General features: G+C 59.2%; 10 protein-coding genes and 1 other RNA gene. 8 read left to right on the forward strand and 3 right to left on the reverse strand.

Features of this window, described 5'->3' with window-relative positions; all coding sequences use genetic code 11:
- Positions 1-52 precede the first annotated feature (52 nt).
- From HB393_RS18360 to HB393_RS18370, 3 genes are read right to left on the reverse strand one after another with little or no spacing between them, the layout of a single operon-like run.
- The gene (locus HB393_RS18360; RefSeq protein WP_213806640.1) at positions 53-3,340 is read right to left on the reverse strand and encodes an efflux RND transporter permease subunit; all 3,288 of its coding nucleotides are present in this window, start codon (positions 3,338-3,340) and stop codon (positions 53-55) included.
- A complete protein-coding gene (locus HB393_RS18365) occupies positions 3,340-6,540 on the reverse strand; it encodes a multidrug efflux RND transporter permease subunit (RefSeq protein WP_213806641.1) in 3,201 nt (1,066 codons plus the stop codon). Before HB393_RS18365 ends, HB393_RS18360 begins: the two co-directional genes overlap by 1 nt.
- Complete coding sequence (locus HB393_RS18370; RefSeq protein ID WP_255551319.1) at positions 6,537-7,928, reverse strand: efflux RND transporter periplasmic adaptor subunit; 1,392 nt, start codon at positions 7,926-7,928, stop codon at positions 6,537-6,539. Before HB393_RS18370 ends, HB393_RS18365 begins: the two co-directional genes overlap by 4 nt.
- Positions 7,929-8,228: 300 nt before the next feature.
- Here HB393_RS18370 and HB393_RS18375 point away from each other — a divergent pair, with 300 nt between their 5' ends.
- The 8 genes from HB393_RS18375 to ssrS all read left to right on the forward strand — a co-directional run bounded on the left by HB393_RS18375 (position 8,229) and on the right by ssrS (position 16,153).
- Positions 8,229-9,725, forward strand: coding sequence for a UbiA family prenyltransferase (locus HB393_RS18375; protein WP_255551320.1), 1,497 nt, complete (start codon positions 8,229-8,231; stop codon positions 9,723-9,725).
- 71 nt (positions 9,726-9,796) lie between these two features.
- Complete coding sequence (gene pheS / locus HB393_RS18380; protein ID WP_213806643.1) at positions 9,797-10,906, forward strand: phenylalanine--tRNA ligase subunit alpha; 1,110 nt, start codon at positions 9,797-9,799, stop codon at positions 10,904-10,906.
- Positions 10,907-11,083: 177 nt separating this feature from the next.
- Positions 11,084-11,650: a PEP-CTERM sorting domain-containing protein gene (locus HB393_RS18385; protein WP_213806644.1), complete on the forward strand. Its 567-nt coding sequence runs from the start codon at positions 11,084-11,086 to the stop codon at positions 11,648-11,650.
- Positions 11,651-11,797: 147 nt separating this feature from the next.
- Positions 11,798-13,984, forward strand: a complete 2,187-nt coding sequence (locus HB393_RS18390) for a phenylalanine--tRNA ligase subunit beta (RefSeq protein ID WP_213806645.1) — start codon at positions 11,798-11,800, stop codon at positions 13,982-13,984.
- A 93-nt stretch (positions 13,985-14,077) separates the two neighbouring features.
- The gene (locus HB393_RS18395; protein WP_213806646.1) at positions 14,078-14,359 is read left to right on the forward strand and encodes a hypothetical protein; all 282 of its coding nucleotides are present in this window, start codon (positions 14,078-14,080) and stop codon (positions 14,357-14,359) included.
- Positions 14,360-14,377: 18 nt separating this feature from the next.
- Positions 14,378-14,719: a cell division protein ZapA gene (locus HB393_RS18400; protein WP_255551321.1), complete on the forward strand. Its 342-nt coding sequence runs from the start codon at positions 14,378-14,380 to the stop codon at positions 14,717-14,719.
- Between the two features lie 88 nt (positions 14,720-14,807).
- Complete coding sequence (locus HB393_RS18405; protein WP_213806648.1) at positions 14,808-15,875, forward strand: redoxin family protein; 1,068 nt, start codon at positions 14,808-14,810, stop codon at positions 15,873-15,875.
- Positions 15,876-15,967: 92 nt separating this feature from the next.
- Positions 15,968-16,153, forward strand: a non-coding RNA gene (gene ssrS, locus HB393_RS18410) — 6S RNA.
- The last annotated feature ends 70 nt before the right edge of the window (positions 16,154-16,223 follow it).

Raw genomic sequence — 16,223 nt, forward strand, 5'->3', positions numbered from 1 at the left:
ACAGCCACGAAATCCCCGGTCGCCGTCTTAAGGCCAACGCAGCAGCCACTAGTTAGTCGCCAGCAACAGCATGCGGCTCATGCTCAACCGCCAACCGGGTAGTCTTCTTCTTAGCGAACTTACCCCGCAGCCGGTCGAAGAACAGATAAACCACCGGAGTCGTGAAGAGCGTCAACGCCTGCGAGACGATCAGGCCGCCCACGATGGTGATGCCCAGGGGCCGTCGCAACTCGCTGCCTGTACCCGTCCCCAGCGCCAGCGGAAGTCCGCCCAGCATCGCCGCCATGGAAGTCATCATAATCGGCCGGAAACGCAGCATGCAGGCTTGGAAGATCGCCTCCTCCGGCGTCTTGCCCTGCTCCCGCTCCGCCACCAGAGCGAAGTCGATCATCATAATCGCGTTCTTGATCACGATGCCGATCAGCAGAATAATGCCGATCATCGCAATCACGCTCAGGTCGACCTTGAACAGCAGCAGCGCCACAATGGCCCCAACCCCCGCGGAGGGAAGCGTCGAAAGAATCGTCAGCGGATGGATGAAGCTCTCATAGAGCATTCCAAGCACGATGTAGACCGTGACCATCGCCAGCAGGATCAGCAACGGCTCACTCGACAGCGACGCCTGGAACGCCTGCGCAGAGCCTTGGAAGCCGCCCTGCACCGTGGAGGGCATGCCAATGTCGATCCTCGCCTGCTCGATCGCCGTAGTCGCCTGGCTCAGCGAAGCTCCCAAAGTCAGGTTGAAGCTAAGCGTCGCCGCCGCTGACTGCCCCTGGTGGTTGACCGACAAGGGAATCCGTTGCGTCTCGACGTGCGTCACCGCAGCCAATGGCACCATCGCGCCAGTCGTGCTCTTCACATAGATATTTCGGAGCGCATCCGGATCTTCCTGGAACTGCGGCGCAACCTCCATCACGACGTGGTACTGGTTCAACGGCTTGTAAGTCGTGGAAACCTGCTTCTGCCCAAACGCGTCGGATAACGTAGCATCGACGGCCAACGCCGATACGCCCAGCCGGCTCGCCGTATCGCGATCGATCACGAGTTGCGCTCGCAGCCCCTTGTCCTGCTGATCCGTTGCAACGTCCTTCAACTGCGGCAGCGTCTGCATCTTCGCCAGCAAGCGCGGCGCCCAGGCGTTCAGCTCGTCGAGGTTATCCGCCGTAAGCGTGTACTGATACTGCGTAGCAGACTGCCGGCCACCGATATTCAGCTCCTGCTGCGACTGCAGATACAGCTGAACGCCCGGTATCCCAGCCGTTCTCGGCCGCAGCCGGTTCAGAATCACCTCAGCCGAATCGCCCGACTTCTGCCGCTCTGTATCCGGCTTTAGCGCCATAAAGAGGTTGCCCGTGTTTCCGCTTCCTCCACCCGGACCACCGCCGCCGACAAATGCCATTACATTCTGAACGCCCGGATCTTTTTGCACGATCGCGGCCAACTGAATCATCTTTCTATTCAACGTATCGAACGATACATCCTGTTGCCCGCGAATCTGGCCGCCGATTCGGCCCGTATCCTGCTGCGGGAAGAATCCCTTCGGAACCAGGATGAAGAGATACACGTTCAGCACAATCGTCAGGATGGTAATCGTCAGAATCAGACCTTGGCGACGCAACACCCAACGCAAACCGCGCTCATACTCACCCGCGAGCCAAGCCAGCGCCCGCTCGCCCATGTAATAGAAGCGCCCATGCTTGCGCTTGCTGTGAGCCTCAAGAAACTTGGCGCTAAGCATCGGAGTAGTCGTCAACGAGACAACCAGCGACATCATAATCGCAGCCGTCAAGGTGACCGCGAACTCCCGGAACAAACGCCCCACAATTCCGCCCATCAGCAGGATCGGAATAAAGACCGCAACCAGCGAGGTACTCATGGAGACGACGGTAAACCCGATCTCCTTCGACCCCACCATCGCCGCCTCAAACGGAGTCAAACCCTCCTCCAGGTGACGGCTGATATTTTCGATCACGACAATAGCATCGTCCACCACAAAGCCCGTCGAGATCGTCAGCGCCATCAGCGAGAGGTTGTCCAGCGTATATCCCAGCATGTACATCACGCCGAAGGTCCCCAGCAAGCTAAGCGGGACCGAAACGCTGGGGATGAGTGTCGATCGCACCTCACGCAGGAACACGAACACTACCAGAATGACCAACACGATCGAGATCAGCAACGTCCGAGTCACATCCCGCACCGATGCACGAATGGTCGTAGTGCGATCCATCGCCACCATTAGGTTGATCGCGGGAGAGATGGACGCACGCAACGTCGGCAAGAGTGCTTCCACGTTGTCGACCGTGCTGATGACGTTCGCCCCGGGCGATTTGAAGATCTGAATCAGAATCGCAGGCTTGCCGTTGATCGTTCCGCCCGTATAGATGTTTTCGACCGAGTCGATCACTTCGGCAACGTCCTGAATTCGAACCACCCCATGCGCGGAAGCAGCGCCTACAGTAGCTCCGGTGGTCGCTGTGCTACTAGCTGTAGCTGTCGTCGAAGCTGCCGCGACCGCGCTCGCTAACGACGCGGGCAATCCGGAACTCGCAGCCGCCGTACTCACCGCGCCTCTGTCAGTCGAGACGATCAGCGGGCCATAAGCCGCCGCTCCAAAGAGCTGGTCCGTTGTGCTGATGCTCGAACGTTGTTCCGCATCGTTGAAGTAGCCCTTCGGCTGATTCACGTTCGCCTGCCCGATGACCGTTCTCAAGGCCTCGAGACCCACACCATAGGCTGACAGGAGCGTGGGGTTAGCCTCCACCCGCACCGCAGGTTTTGCGCTTCCTCCAGTAAAGACCTGCCCGACGCCTTGAACCTGCGCAATCTTCTGGGCAAGAATACTGTCCGAAGCGTCATAGAGCTGCGGAACGCTCAACGTGTCCGAGGTCAAGGCCAGCATCAACACTGGCGCTTCTGACGGATTGATCTTGCGGTAGGTCGGATTCGAAGGCAGGTTCGCAGGCAACTGGCTCTGCGCCGCATTGATCGCGGCCTGCACATCTCTTGCCGCGCCGTTCACGTCTCTCGTCAGATCGAACTGCATCGTAATCGACGTGCTGCCCGTGGACGATGACGAAGTCATCTGGTTGATGCCCGCAATGCGGCTGAACTGGCGCTCCAGCGGAGTTGCAATGGACGAAGCCATGGTCTCAGGATCCGCACCCGGAAGGGAAGCGTTCACGGAGATCGAGGGAAACTCAATCTGCGGCAGACTCGCCACCGGCAGTAGGTTGTACGCGACCGCTCCAGCCATGATGATCGCTGCCGACAGCAGAAACGTCGCCACCGGCCGTTTGATAAACGGAGCCGAAAAATGTAAACCTTTCAGGTCAACTGCCATCAGTCCGCACCCACAGCGTGCTCATGCTCAAGCCGTTCCCGCTCCCGGAACTCTGCATCCGCCTCAGCCGTATGGAAGAACCGTCTTCCAATCCGATCGAAGAACAGATACACCACCGGCGTCGTAAACAACGTAAGCACCTGCGACACAATCAGTCCGCCGATGATCGTAATACCCAGCGGCCTGCGCAGCTCGCTTCCAGTACCCGTTCCCAGCGCGAGCGGAACTCCGCCCAACAGCGCAGCCATCGTCGTCATCATGATCGGGCGGAATCGCAGCAGGCAAGCTTGATAGATCGCCTCCTCCGGTTGCATCCCTTGGTCGCGCTCTGCCTCTAGCGCGAAGTCGATCATCATGATGGCGTTCTTCTTCACAATACCGATCAGAAGAATGATGCCGATCAGCGCAATCACACTCAGATCCACATGGAAGATCAGCAGGGCAAGAATCGCGCCTACACCAGCAGAAGGCAAGGTCGATAAGATCGTGATGGGATGGATATAGCTCTCGTACAGAACTCCCAGCACGATATACACGACAATCAGCGCAGCCAAAATCAGGATCGGTTCATTCGCCAGCGACGCCTCGAACGAAGCCGCCGATCCTTGGAAGCGTGCATTCACGCTAGGCGGCATATTCAGGCTTGCCTTTGCCTTGTTCACCGCGGCAACCGCATCTCCGATGGACTTGCCAGGAGCAAGATTGAACGAGATTGTCACCACCGGGAACTGCCCTTGGTGGTTCAATGCCAGAGGAGTCTGTTGCGCCTCGAAGTGAGTGAACGTAGACAGAGGCACCTGCGTCCCATTCGAGCTCTTCACGTAGATATTGTCCAGTGCCCTCGGGTTCCGCTGGAACTTCGGAGCGACCTCAAGCACCACATGGTATTGGTTCTTCTGGGTGAAGATCGTCGAGACCTGCCGCTGTCCAAAAGAATCGTCCAAGGTGTCATCGATATTTTGCGGCGTAATTCCCAGCCGGGATGAGGTGTCACGGTCGATCACCAGGTTTGCATTCAACCCGCTTAGCTGCTGATCGCTTGCTACATCGCTAAGAATCGGTATCTGTCTCAGCTTGGCCAGGAGCCGGTTGGACCATACATTTAGTTCATCCGCACTGGCATCCTCTAACGTGTACTGATATTGAGTACGGCTGACACGATCTTCCACCGTAAGGTCCTGCAACGGTTGCAGGAAGCACTGAATCCCGTCGACCTGCGCAACCTTAGGCTGCAGCCGTGTGATCACATCCGATGCCGTCATCGATCGCTGTTCGCGGTCCTTCAGATTGATCTGGATACGTCCGCTATTGAGGGTCGTATTCGTTCCGTCAATTCCTATGAACGAAGATACACTCTCGACATCCGGATCCTTCAGAATGATGCGCGCCAGCTCTTGTTGACGCTCTCCCATCGCCTCAAAGCTGATCGTCTGCGGCGCTTCGGTGATGCCAAGCAACACGCCCGTATCCTGAACGGGAAAGAAGCCCTTCGGAACGATGATGTAGAGAAACACCGTCATTACAAACGTTCCCAGCGTCACCAACAACGTCATCGTCTGGTGCCGCAAAACAAAACGTACTCCGACGGCATACTTCGAGATCACATACTCGAAGAACTCCTCGCTCTTTTTATAGAAGGCGTTCTGCTCGCTCGCGGGCCTGTGCTTCAGTAGCTTCGCCGACATCATCGGTGTCAGAGTCAGCGATACGAACGCCGACACGAGGATGGTTACAGCAAGCGTAACGGCAAACTCGCGGAAGAGGCGGCCGACGATATCACCCATGAACAGCAGCGGAATCAACACAGCGATCAACGAAACCGTCAACGACACAATGGTGAAGCCGATCTGTTCCGAACCCTTCAATGCGGCATCGAGCGGACTATCCCCCATCTCCAGATAGCGGTCGATGTTCTCGATCATTACGATCGCGTCGTCCACCACGAATCCCGTGGAGATCGTAAGAGCCATCAGGCTCAAATTGTTCAAGCTGTATCCCAGCAGGTACATGATTCCGAACGTACCCACAATCGAGAGCGGTACCGCCACCGAAGGTATGACCGTAGCAGCCAGGGAACGCAGGAACAGGAAGATCACCATGACGACCAACGCAATCGTCAGGATCAACTCGAACTGAACATCCTTTACCGAGGCCCGGATAGTATTCGTCCGGTCCGTCAACACATCCAGCTTCACGCTGGCCGGCAGGGAATTGCGAAGTTGAGGCAGCAGCTTCTGCACCTCATCGACCACCCCAATGATGTTTGCTCCCGGCTGCCGCTGGATGTTCACGATCACGGCAGGCTTCAGCACTGCATCCTGCGCCGCTTGTTGCGTGCCATCCGCCGCTTTGCCAGCCTCCCGGGCGGCCGTACCCATCCACGCCGCCTGGTAGAGATTCTCTGAGCTATCGACCGCGTTAGCCACATCGGAGAGGCGCACAGGAGAGCCATTCCGGTAGGCGATGATGACGCCGTTGTAGTCAGCGCTGTTAAGCAGTTGATCGTTCGCGCCGATCGTATACGCTTGTGTCTTTCCGTTCAGGCTTCCCTTGGCCTGGTCGACGTTCGCCGTGCCTAACGCCGCCCGCATATCCTCCATGCTCAGGCCATAGTTCGCCAGCGCCGTCGGATTTGCTTGGACGCGAACCGCGGGTTTCTGCCCGCCCGCGATCGAAACCAAACCAACACCCGAGAGTTGGGAGATCTTTTGTGCCATCAGCGTATCGGCAAGATCCTCAACCTTGGTTAATGGAAGGGTCTCGCTGCTCAACGCCAGCGTCATGATGGGCGAATCCGCCGGATTGACCTTGCTGTACACCGGTGGATTGGGCAGGTCCTTCGGCAGATAGCTTGAGCTCGCGTTGATCGCTGCCTGTACGTCCTGTTGTGCAATGTCAATCGACTCGGACAACGAAAACTGCAACGTAATGACGCTGCCTCCGCCAGAGCTGGTCGAAGTCATCTGGCTCAGGCCAGGGATCTGTCCGAACTGTCGTTCCAGCGGCGAAGTCACCGAGGACGCCATCACCTCGGGACTGGCGCCCGGATAGAAGGTCAGCACCTGGATCGTTGGGTAGTCCACCTGGGGCAGCGCCGACACCGGCAACTGCTCATAGGCAACAAATCCGGCAAGCAAAATGGCCACCATCAAAAGTGAGGTGGCCACCGGCCGGAGGATAAATGGCCGTGATGGGCTCATGGACGTGTGCCTCCTGTCCTTCCCGCATCTCCCGGTCCTGCGTTAGTGCCCGAGCTTTGAGGGGAGTCGGCCATCGTGTGGCCGACTTTCTTCCCTCCGCCGGTGCCCGCTGGCGCGGCAGCGTTACGCGGAACCACGCGGGCATTGTTTCGTAGCTTCTCTTGTCCGTCCACCACGAGCTGCTCTCCTTGACTCACGCCGCTCGCCAGGATGATCTGTGTACCCTCTGTGAGATCCACCTTCACAGTACGAGCCTCAACATAGAATGGCGCGCTTGCCGCTCCACCTTGGCCGCCCGCTTCAGGAGCGGGAGCAGAACCAGAATCAGCAGTAGCTTTCCGCCGCTTCCCACCGCCTGCCGGAGCACCCGAGCCGCCATTGGGTTCTGCTGCACTATCCGGTGGCAGTCCTGCCTTGACCACATAGACAAAAGTTCCCTGCGATCCCGTCTGTAAGGCCTGTGCGGGAATCACAATGGCATTAGGCCGTTGTTGAAGAATCAACCGGACATTGACGAACTGGTTTGGAAACAGACCGCCATCCTTGTTATCGAAGATCGCCTTGACCTTTACCATCCCAGTCGTCGTATCGATCTGGTTATCCAAAGTCAACAGGGTCCCGCTTGCAAGGTGGGTCGTATTCGAGCGGTCGTATGCCTCCACCGCAACCTTTCCACCATGTCGGATGACCTCTTGTACCTGGGGAAGTTGATCTTCCGGCAGCGTAAAGATCACTGCAATCGGCTGAAGCTGCGTCACCAAAATCAACCCCGTCGTATCCGACGCGTGGACGATGTTGCCCGGATCTACCTGCCGCAGTCCAACCACTCCATCAATGGGAGATGCAATTCGCGTATAGGCAAGATTCACCTTCGCCGCCTGGATCGCCGCCTGATCCGCCGCGATCGCGCCCTGTGCCTGCCCTGCACCCGAAACCTGAAGCTGCTGGCTCTCCTTGGAGACCACCCCAGCGTTCAGCAGCGCCGTGTACCGGGCTGCCTCGGCGTTCGCATTGGCGGCAGTCGCCTGATCTTTCACCAGCATTCCCTCTGCCTGCGCCAGCGCCGCCTCATAAGGCTTCGGATCGATCTGCACGAGCAGTTGACCCTTTCTCACCGACTGGCCTTCACGGACATTGACCTGCAGAAGCTCCCCGTCGACTCGAGTCTTGATCGTCACCGAGTAATACGGGGTCACGGTTCCCAAAGCCGTCAGGTAGATCGGCATCGTCTTCTTTTCGACCAGCGAGGTCATCACCGGCGTGGGCCTGTCTCCCATGCCCATGGACCGGGTGTTATTCGTAGCTTGTTCTTGCGAGTTCTTGCGAATCTTCCAAATTGCTCCACCTACCGCCGCCACAATGACGAGAATGACCACCCATTTCGTCATTGGCGAACCCTTCGGCGCCTCGGGTTCTGACGTGGGAGTTGGTGGGGTTGCCTTTGGCAACGCCGTGGGGGGTTCGTGTTCGCTTAACTGGGCTGACGACATTAGCGCTTTCACCGTTTCTTGATTCGGATCAAATGTGCTTCAGATGGATTACGTTTGGAAGTCTCAGAATAAATGATAATGACGTTGGCCAACTCGCGAGAGTTTCCGGGATTTTGCATCCTGGCAGGTCTTATTTATTTTTCGCACTGCCCGCCAATTCTTCATCTACGGCGTATTAACGAAAGAAGGACACTCTTTTTGCCTACTTCGGCTACCCTGCTCGAAAACACCGTTCTACTGCCTCTCTGTGTCGATCTGGATGGCACCTTGGTCAAATCCGATACCTTGGTTGACTCTGCTCTTGCCCTCGCCCGGCACCATCCCAGCGCACTGCTCAAGCTCCCCGGTTGGCTCCTCCAAGGCAAAGCCGCCTTGAAGCGGCATATCACCTCCGCTGTCACGTTAGATGTAACTCACCTCCCCTACAACCGCGAACTCCTCCAGTATCTTTCGCAGCAGCACGCTACCCACCGTCCGATCTACCTCGCCACGGCGGCCGACTCCGTCCTAGCGCATCGCATCGCCGATCACCTCGGCCTCTTCACCGGCGTCCTGGCCTCCAACGGAACCCTCAATCTCGCTGGAAACAATAAGCTTGCCGCCTTCCGTCAACAGTTCGGAGAAGAATTCGCTTACATCGGCAACGCCCTGCCCGATCTCCCTCTTCTCCAGCACTGCCGTCAACCGATGGTCGCCAACCCGACCTCCAGTCTCCGCGCGGCCCTTCGCTCCGCCAACATCGTCCCCGTCCGGATCTTCAACGAGCGGGCCTCCGCCATGCCCGCCTGGACCAAGGCGCTCCGCCTCCACCAGTGGGCGAAAAATCTCCTGATCTTTCTTCCGCTTCTCCTCGCCCATGCTTGGAATCGCGGCTTGGTCGGGGGAGCCGTCGTCGCCTTCCTTAGCTTTGGACTGTGCGCCTCCGCAACCTACATCGTCAACGACCTCCTCGACCTCGACGCCGACCGCAAACACCCCACCAAGCGCCGCCGCCCCTTCGCTTCTGGCGACCTCTCCGCCATCACAGGAGTCGCCGTAGTCCTGCTCTTCCTTACCTCATCGATGATCCTTGCCCTCCTGATCCCGCAGGTTGTGGCACGTCTCTCGCCTCAGTGGGCCTTGCTTGCGCCATACAAGTTCGTCCAGTGGCTCCTCATCTACCTCGTTACAACGCTGGCCTACTCGCTCTATCTCAAACGCATCGTCCTGGTGGATGTAATCGTCCTCTCCGGCCTCTACACCATCCGTATCCTGGCTGGTTCCGCCGCCACCGGAGTAATCGTCTCCACCTGGCTCGCCGGCTTCAGCATCTTCTTCTTCCTCTCGCTGGCCTTCGTCAAACGCTTCTCCGAGCTCGAAAACCTCCGCGAGCGCGGCGGCGCGTCCGTCACGGGTCGCGACTACCATGTCTCTGATATAGAACAACTTCGCAGCTTCGGCTCTGCCAGCGCCTACGCCTCTGTCGTCGTCCTCACCCTGTATATCTCCGATATCAACGCCGACGCGGGCCAACTCTACATGCACACCAAACGCCTCTGGCTGCTCGTCCCCATTCTGCTCCTCTGGCTCAGCCGCCTCTGGCTCCTCGCCTCTCGCGGCCAACTCGACGAAGACCCCGTCGTCTACGCCATCACCGACCGCCGCTCCCTCCTCATGGGAGTCCTTGTAGTCATAGTGATCCTCCTCGCCCTCTAACTTGGCAGTGGACGGCTTCCTTCAATCCCTGCCCCACTCGCGCAACTCATTTATCCTGAAATTCACTCATCATGAACGACACCATCCCGCAACTCCGTGCCTACGACGAAGCCACTCTGGAAGCCGCCTTCGCCACCCTCATCGAAGAGGTTCGCAGCGAAACCAGCCTCCTCCAGGATCCCGAGAGCTTCCGTCTCCACTGGCTCGGCCGCAAGCAAGGCCGCCTCAAGCTCATCAGCGAGGCCTGGCTCAAATCCGCCCCACCCGAAGCCCGCAAGCCCCTCGGAATCCAGTTCAACCGGCTCAAGCAGGAGATCGAAGCCGCTCTCGAGGCTCCAGCCGCCGCAGATTCAGCTGCGCACACAGAGCAGGGAATCGACATCACCCTCCCCGGCACCCAGCGAGCCCCCGGCATCGCCCATCCCCTCCTCAAAACCATGGAGCAGATCGTCCAGGTCTTCCATAACCTCGGCTACAGCACCAACCTCGGCCCCCAGGTCGAGTCCGACTTCTACAACTTCGAAGCCTTGAACTTCCCTCCCAACCACCCCGCCCGCGACACCCAGGACACCCTCGTCATCGCGAACCAGCAGAACCGTCCCAGCCGCGACCGTCTCCTGATGCGGACTCACACCAGCCCCGTCCAGATTCGCACCATGGTCGCTCAGGCCCCGCCCATCCGCATCGTCATCCCCGGCAAAGTCCACCGCAACGACGCCGCGGACGCCACCCACTCCCCCATCTTCCATCAGGTAGAAGGCCTCTGCGTCGATACCAACATCACCTTCTCCGACCTCAAGGGCACCTTGGATCACGCCATGAAGGCGCTCTTCGGCTCAGACGTCAAAACCCGTTTCTTCCCCAGCTTCTTCCCCTTCACAGAGCCCTCCGCCGACGTCCAGATCTCCTGTATCTTCTGCGGTGGCAAGGGTTGCCGTAAGTGCAAGCACTCTGGCTGGATCGAGCTCCTGGGCTGCGGCATGGTCGATCCCGCTGTCTTCGCCGCGGTAACCAAAGAACGTCGCAAACTAGGCCTGGACGACGATGCCTACGATCCCAACCGAATCACAGGCTTCGCCTTCGGCATGGGCGTGGAACGCATCGCAATGATCCAACACGGCATCTCCGACATAGGTCACTTCTTTTCGGGAGATATGCGTTTTCTGGAGCAGTTCGCCTAAGAACCACTCGTGTGGGTAAAAACTTCGCGGAGTTGCCATGGACTAAGCAATCTTTTGCCTAGTCCCGATCACTTGCCTCCATTTTGAGGCAAATGAGGCAAAAACTCTCTGGCCACCAACGTGCTTACGTATCACTTGTAAGTACACAATTGGAGTCCTCTCCCACGGAGTTTTTTAATGAAAAAGATGTCTCTGCTCTCACTTGGCTTGCTTCTCGGAGCCGTTATGACCTCCACCTCTGCCTTCGCTGACACCATCTTCAACTTCAGCTTCAATAGCCCCAGCAACCCTGCATCTGCCAACCAGTTCTCCGGTTCTGGCCAGTTCACCACCACCCTCCAGAGCACCGGTGTCTACCTCATCACCGGCGTTACCGGCACCATCATCGAAGGTTCTAACGTCGGAGCCGGCGCTACGGAATCGATCTCCAGCCTGTTCGCCGTTGGCGGCTTCAACGGCAACGACAATCTCCTCTTCTTCCCGACCTCCAGCCACAGCAACAAGGCCTTTGATGGTTCGGGTGTGTCGTTCTTGCTGGCCGATGGTTCGAGCCTTCGCCTCTACAACAACAACAACCAGAACCTGATCGAGAGCGTGGCGAACGGCCACTCCAGCTTCTCTCAGGGTTCGACCATCACCATCTCTCAAGCGGTCTCTCCCGTTCCCGAGCCAGGCTCTCTCGCGCTGCTCGGCACCGGAGCGCTCGGTATCGTTGGTGTGATTCGCCGCAAACTCGCAGTCTAGTTTCGGTCTCTACAGTGGCGTCCTGCTCGCGTGCATCATCGCGGTCAGGACGCCATTTTTCTTGCCTGCTCCTCATCCGCCAATCTGCATTCTGTACTCCGCACCCGCTCTACGATCACTTCCTTGGTTAGACTAGAAAAGTCGCCCATGAAGATCCTCACAAACTGGCTCCGCACCTACGTCCCCAACATACCCGCTGACGACCTTCAGTTAGCTGACGACCTCACCCTCCGCGGCATCGCCGTAGAAGGCGTCCACCATCTCGGCCCCAACAACGGTCACCTCTTCGAGATGGACATCACCACCAATCGCGTAGACGCCATGAACCACTACGGCATCGCCCGCGAAGCCGCCACCATCTACAATCTTCCCCTTCTGCCTCTGCTCCCAGAGACAGCCTCGCAACCTCCCGCCTCCACACCCTTCCCTGTCCGCATCGAAGCCCCGCATCTCTGTGGCCGCTTCACCGCCCAGGTCCTGCGCAACATCACCATCTCTCCCAGCACCGGCTCCATCGCGGACTACTTCGGCTTGCTCGCCCAAAAGCAAATAAGCAACGCGGTCGACGCAAGCAACTTCGTCCTCCTCGGCATGGGCCACCCCACCCACGCCTTCGATCTGGACAAGCTGGAAGGCGGCATCGTCGTCCGCCTCGCCCGCCAGGGTGAGAAGCTCAAACTCCTCGACGGCATCGAACGTATCCTCGAAGCCGATGACCTCGTCGTCGCCGACGAAGTCAAAGCCCTCGGTCTGGCCGGAGTGATGGGCGGCTGGGACTCCATGATCACCCCGCAGACCAAAAATATCCTCGTCGAAGCCGCCTGGTTCGATCAGGCCAGCATCCGCCGCAGCGCCCGGCGTCACGGCCTTCACACCGACGCCTCCCACCGCTTCGAGCGCGGAGCCGACTTCAACGCCTGCCCCACCGCCAACGCTCTCGTCTCCCAGCTCATCCTGCAGTCCGGGGGCTCTCTCGAAGGCGGTCTCGTCGACATCCTCATCCCAGAGATCGCCGCCCGCACCGCCAGCCGTCCCCCCATCCAGCTCTCCGTCCTGCAGGTCCAGCGTCACCTCGGAACCACCCTTAGCCCCGAGGGCCTCACCCAGGAGATCGTCGTCCAATACCTCACCGCGCTCGGCTGCGAACTCACCCCTCTTAGCAGCTCAAAAAATGACTCAGCAGCCGCCCTGGATGCCTTCAACCGTGACCCACAGGTCGGCGGAGCCGCCTCGGCTCTATCTTCCGTCTCCACAATCCCCGAAGACCTCTTCTCCGTCCAGCTCCCCTCCTGGCGTCTCGATCTGGAGCGTGAGATCGACCTGATCGAAGAGGTAGCCCGCGTCTACGGCTACAACCGCTTCGCCAACACTCTCCCTACCCCCGGCATCGTCATCGCCCACCCCACCTCCGCCGCCGAAGCAGCCGTTCGCACCCGCCTGCTCGCCCTCGGCTTCAGCGAGTCCATCTCCAGCACCTTCGCCTCCCAGTCCGATAGCGACCTCTTCAGCACCGCAGGGAAGGGAACCATCGCCATGGAGAATCCCCTCTCTGACGAAGCCTCGCTCCTCCGTCCCTCGCTCGTGCCGGGCATGGTCACCATGCTCGCTCACAATCTTAACCGCGACGTAAAAGACGTCCGCCTCTTCGAGCAGGGCCACATCTTCACAGGCGATACCAACGAAGTCTACGAGTCCTCACAACTCTCTCTCGGCCTCACCGGTGCCTCGTCATCAACCACTCTGCACTCCGCGCAGGACGCCCCCTTCTTCGAGCTCAAGGGTGTCATCGAATCCGTAATCTCCCTCTTCACCCTTACCGGCGGCTCAGCCGCTCTATCCTTCACCCTGCAGGCACCCGACTGGCTCCAACCCGGCCGTAGCGCCACCGTCCTGCTCAACAACACTCCAATCGGCGGCCTCGGAGAGCTCACCCGCGCCGAAGCCCAGCGCCGTAAACTCCGCCAGCCCATCTACCTCGCCCAGCTCGACCTGGCCGTGCTCTACGCATTACCCCTCAGGCAAGTCACCGCGCACGATCTCTCCCGCTTCCAGGCCGTCGAGCGCGACTTCTCCTTCACCTTCCCCGATGCCACCCAGTGGCACACCATCGCCGCTGCCATTCACGCCCTTGCCATTCCAGAGCTTCAGCGCCTCGCCCCGGTCGAGATCTTCCGCGACGCCAAGGGCAAAGCCGTCGCCGCAGGTCACTACTCTCTTCTCCTGCGCGCCGTCTTCCAGTCTCACGAGCGCACGCTCAACGAAGACGAGCTCTCGCACTGGCAATCTCAGATCATCGCCACACTCACCCACCTCGGCGGCTCCATCCGCGCCTGAGCTACAACCTGCGCGAAATGCGCATCCAGCTAGATTCCACCGGCAATTCGCCCCGGAAATCCACGCTTCGAACGTCTATACTTGAGGATAGATATGAGCACATCCACCATCAGCCCCGGGATTACCTCCGAAGAGTTCCAGGCCCTGGAGCAGAAAGTTCTCCGCGCCATCGAGATCGTCAAGCGCGAACGCGAAGCCCGTGCCGAAGCCGAAGCCGAGGTTGCCAGTCTCCGTGCCCAGCTTGAGGCGCAGAGCGTCTCCCAGGCCGAAGCCCTCAGCACCGCTCAGTCTCAGCTCAGTACCCTCAATCAGGAACGCGACGCCGTCCGTCAACGCGTCGAAAAAATGCTGCAACAGATGGACGAACTCCTCTAGATGCGCCCAGGAGGAAGCATGGACGAAACCGTCACCCCGCCAGACACATCCCAATCGGTCAGCGTTGACATCTACGATCAGGTCTACCATCTTCGCGGCATCGATCCCGCCTACATCGACTCCCTCGCCCGCTCCGTAGACGCCAAGATGCGCGCAGTCTCCGCTCACGGCGGCACCGTAGACTCCCTCCGCGTAGCCGTCCTCGCCGCCCTCAATATCGCCGACGAGCTAGCGACCCTCCGCCAGCGCTACGACACCCTGGCGGGCAGCATCAATCAGTCCCAGAACAACCTCCGCTCCCGCGCCGGCTCCATCGCCGGAATGCTCGATGAAGTCCTCAACGAGCGCAAGGTAGGCTAGTAGATTCACGCAGAATCTACTTGAACTTCCGGCTTCGGGCGACGATCATAAGGTTCTTACCCAGACCCGTCGCGCCCGGAGCAACACCATGCCTCGTCTGTTCTTCCGCCTGCCTGCCTTTAGCTTGGTAGCTCTATGCCTCGCCGCCTCGGCCTGCATCTTCGTCTCCGCCCAGACGCCCGCGCCCGCCTACCAGACCAACCCCAAATACCTCTCCGCCATGAGCGACGCGAGACAGCTTACCAAGGGCCGCCAGTTAATCTTCGCCGAAGAAGCCTACAAAAAAGCCAACAAGCTAGCCGCCGGCCAGGACCCGCGCTGCCTCAAGGAACTCTACGAAGTCCAGGTCAACCTCGGCCAATATAAAGAAGCCGCCTCCACCGCCACCCAGCTCGAATCCATCGCAACCTCACCGGCAGAGAAGGCGACCGCCCAGCTCGACCGGGGTATGGCCCTCTTCCGCCAAGCTGGTGAAAAGGGAAAGACCGAGCTCCTTCAAGCCGCCGATGTCTCCTTCAAGGCCGCCATCGCCAGCGACCCCAAGAGCGGAACCGCGCACTTTTTCGATGGCCGCATCCTCGCCCGCCTCGGCCAGCTCGACGCAGCCAGCGAGCAGTTCAAGCAGTGCCTCTCCTGCATCTCCCCCAAAGATCCCGCATACCTCCGTGCCCAGCACTTCGCCGAAAACCCTGCCCTCTCCACCGCCAAGTTCGCCCCCGCCTTTGAGGTAGTAGCCCTCGACGGACAACGCTTCGCCCTGGACGCCATGGGCGGCCGCGTCGTCTTGATCGACTTCTGGGCGACCTGGTGCGGTCCCTGCAACGAAGAGCTCCCCCACCTCAAAAAAATCGCCAAGGAGTTCGCCGGCCAGCCCCTCGTGATCATTAGCGTCAGTTGGGACGATGACGAGTCAAAATGGAAAAATTTCATCAATAAAAATGAGATGACCTGGACGCAATACCGCGACGCCGACCACAAACTCAGCAAGAGCTTCGGCGTCGAAGCCATCCCCCACTACTTCACCATCGACTCCGATGGCGTCCTCACCGCCGAAATGCTCGGTTCCGGCTCAGATGTAGAGGGCAAGCTCAAAAAGTTGATCGCCAAAGCCAAAGCAAAGGCCACTCCCGCCTCAGATAAACTTGCAAGCAACTAGATCCCTCTTTTTGATACGATCCCACTCAATTTATCCCACAGCCCATCGTCGCTTGCCATTCCTCTCCGACCCCGGTAGCATCCTCACAAGAGACCGGCCTGCTAAGCAGGTACGCGACCTACGCTGGTTGAACCAATATTCATTGAACAGGGATCTAGCTCGTATACATGGCTCGGTGTGCAGTCCTCCAGTCAGGAACGCCTAAAGAGCCACGGCAGGATCCCGCCGTCTTAGACGGGTTCACCAGCGACTCGACGTACGGCCCCGGCGGGTCGGTTTTCTTACCTCTCCCCTGCGTCATCATCCCCCCGTGCCATCCATCCCTCTGCCATCCCATAGGGATCGCTG

Origin of the sequence: Granulicella sp. dw_53 (assembly GCF_018449545.1) — a bacterium.
In the GTDB taxonomy this organism is placed as follows: Bacteria; Acidobacteriota; Terriglobia; order Terriglobales; family Acidobacteriaceae; genus Edaphobacter.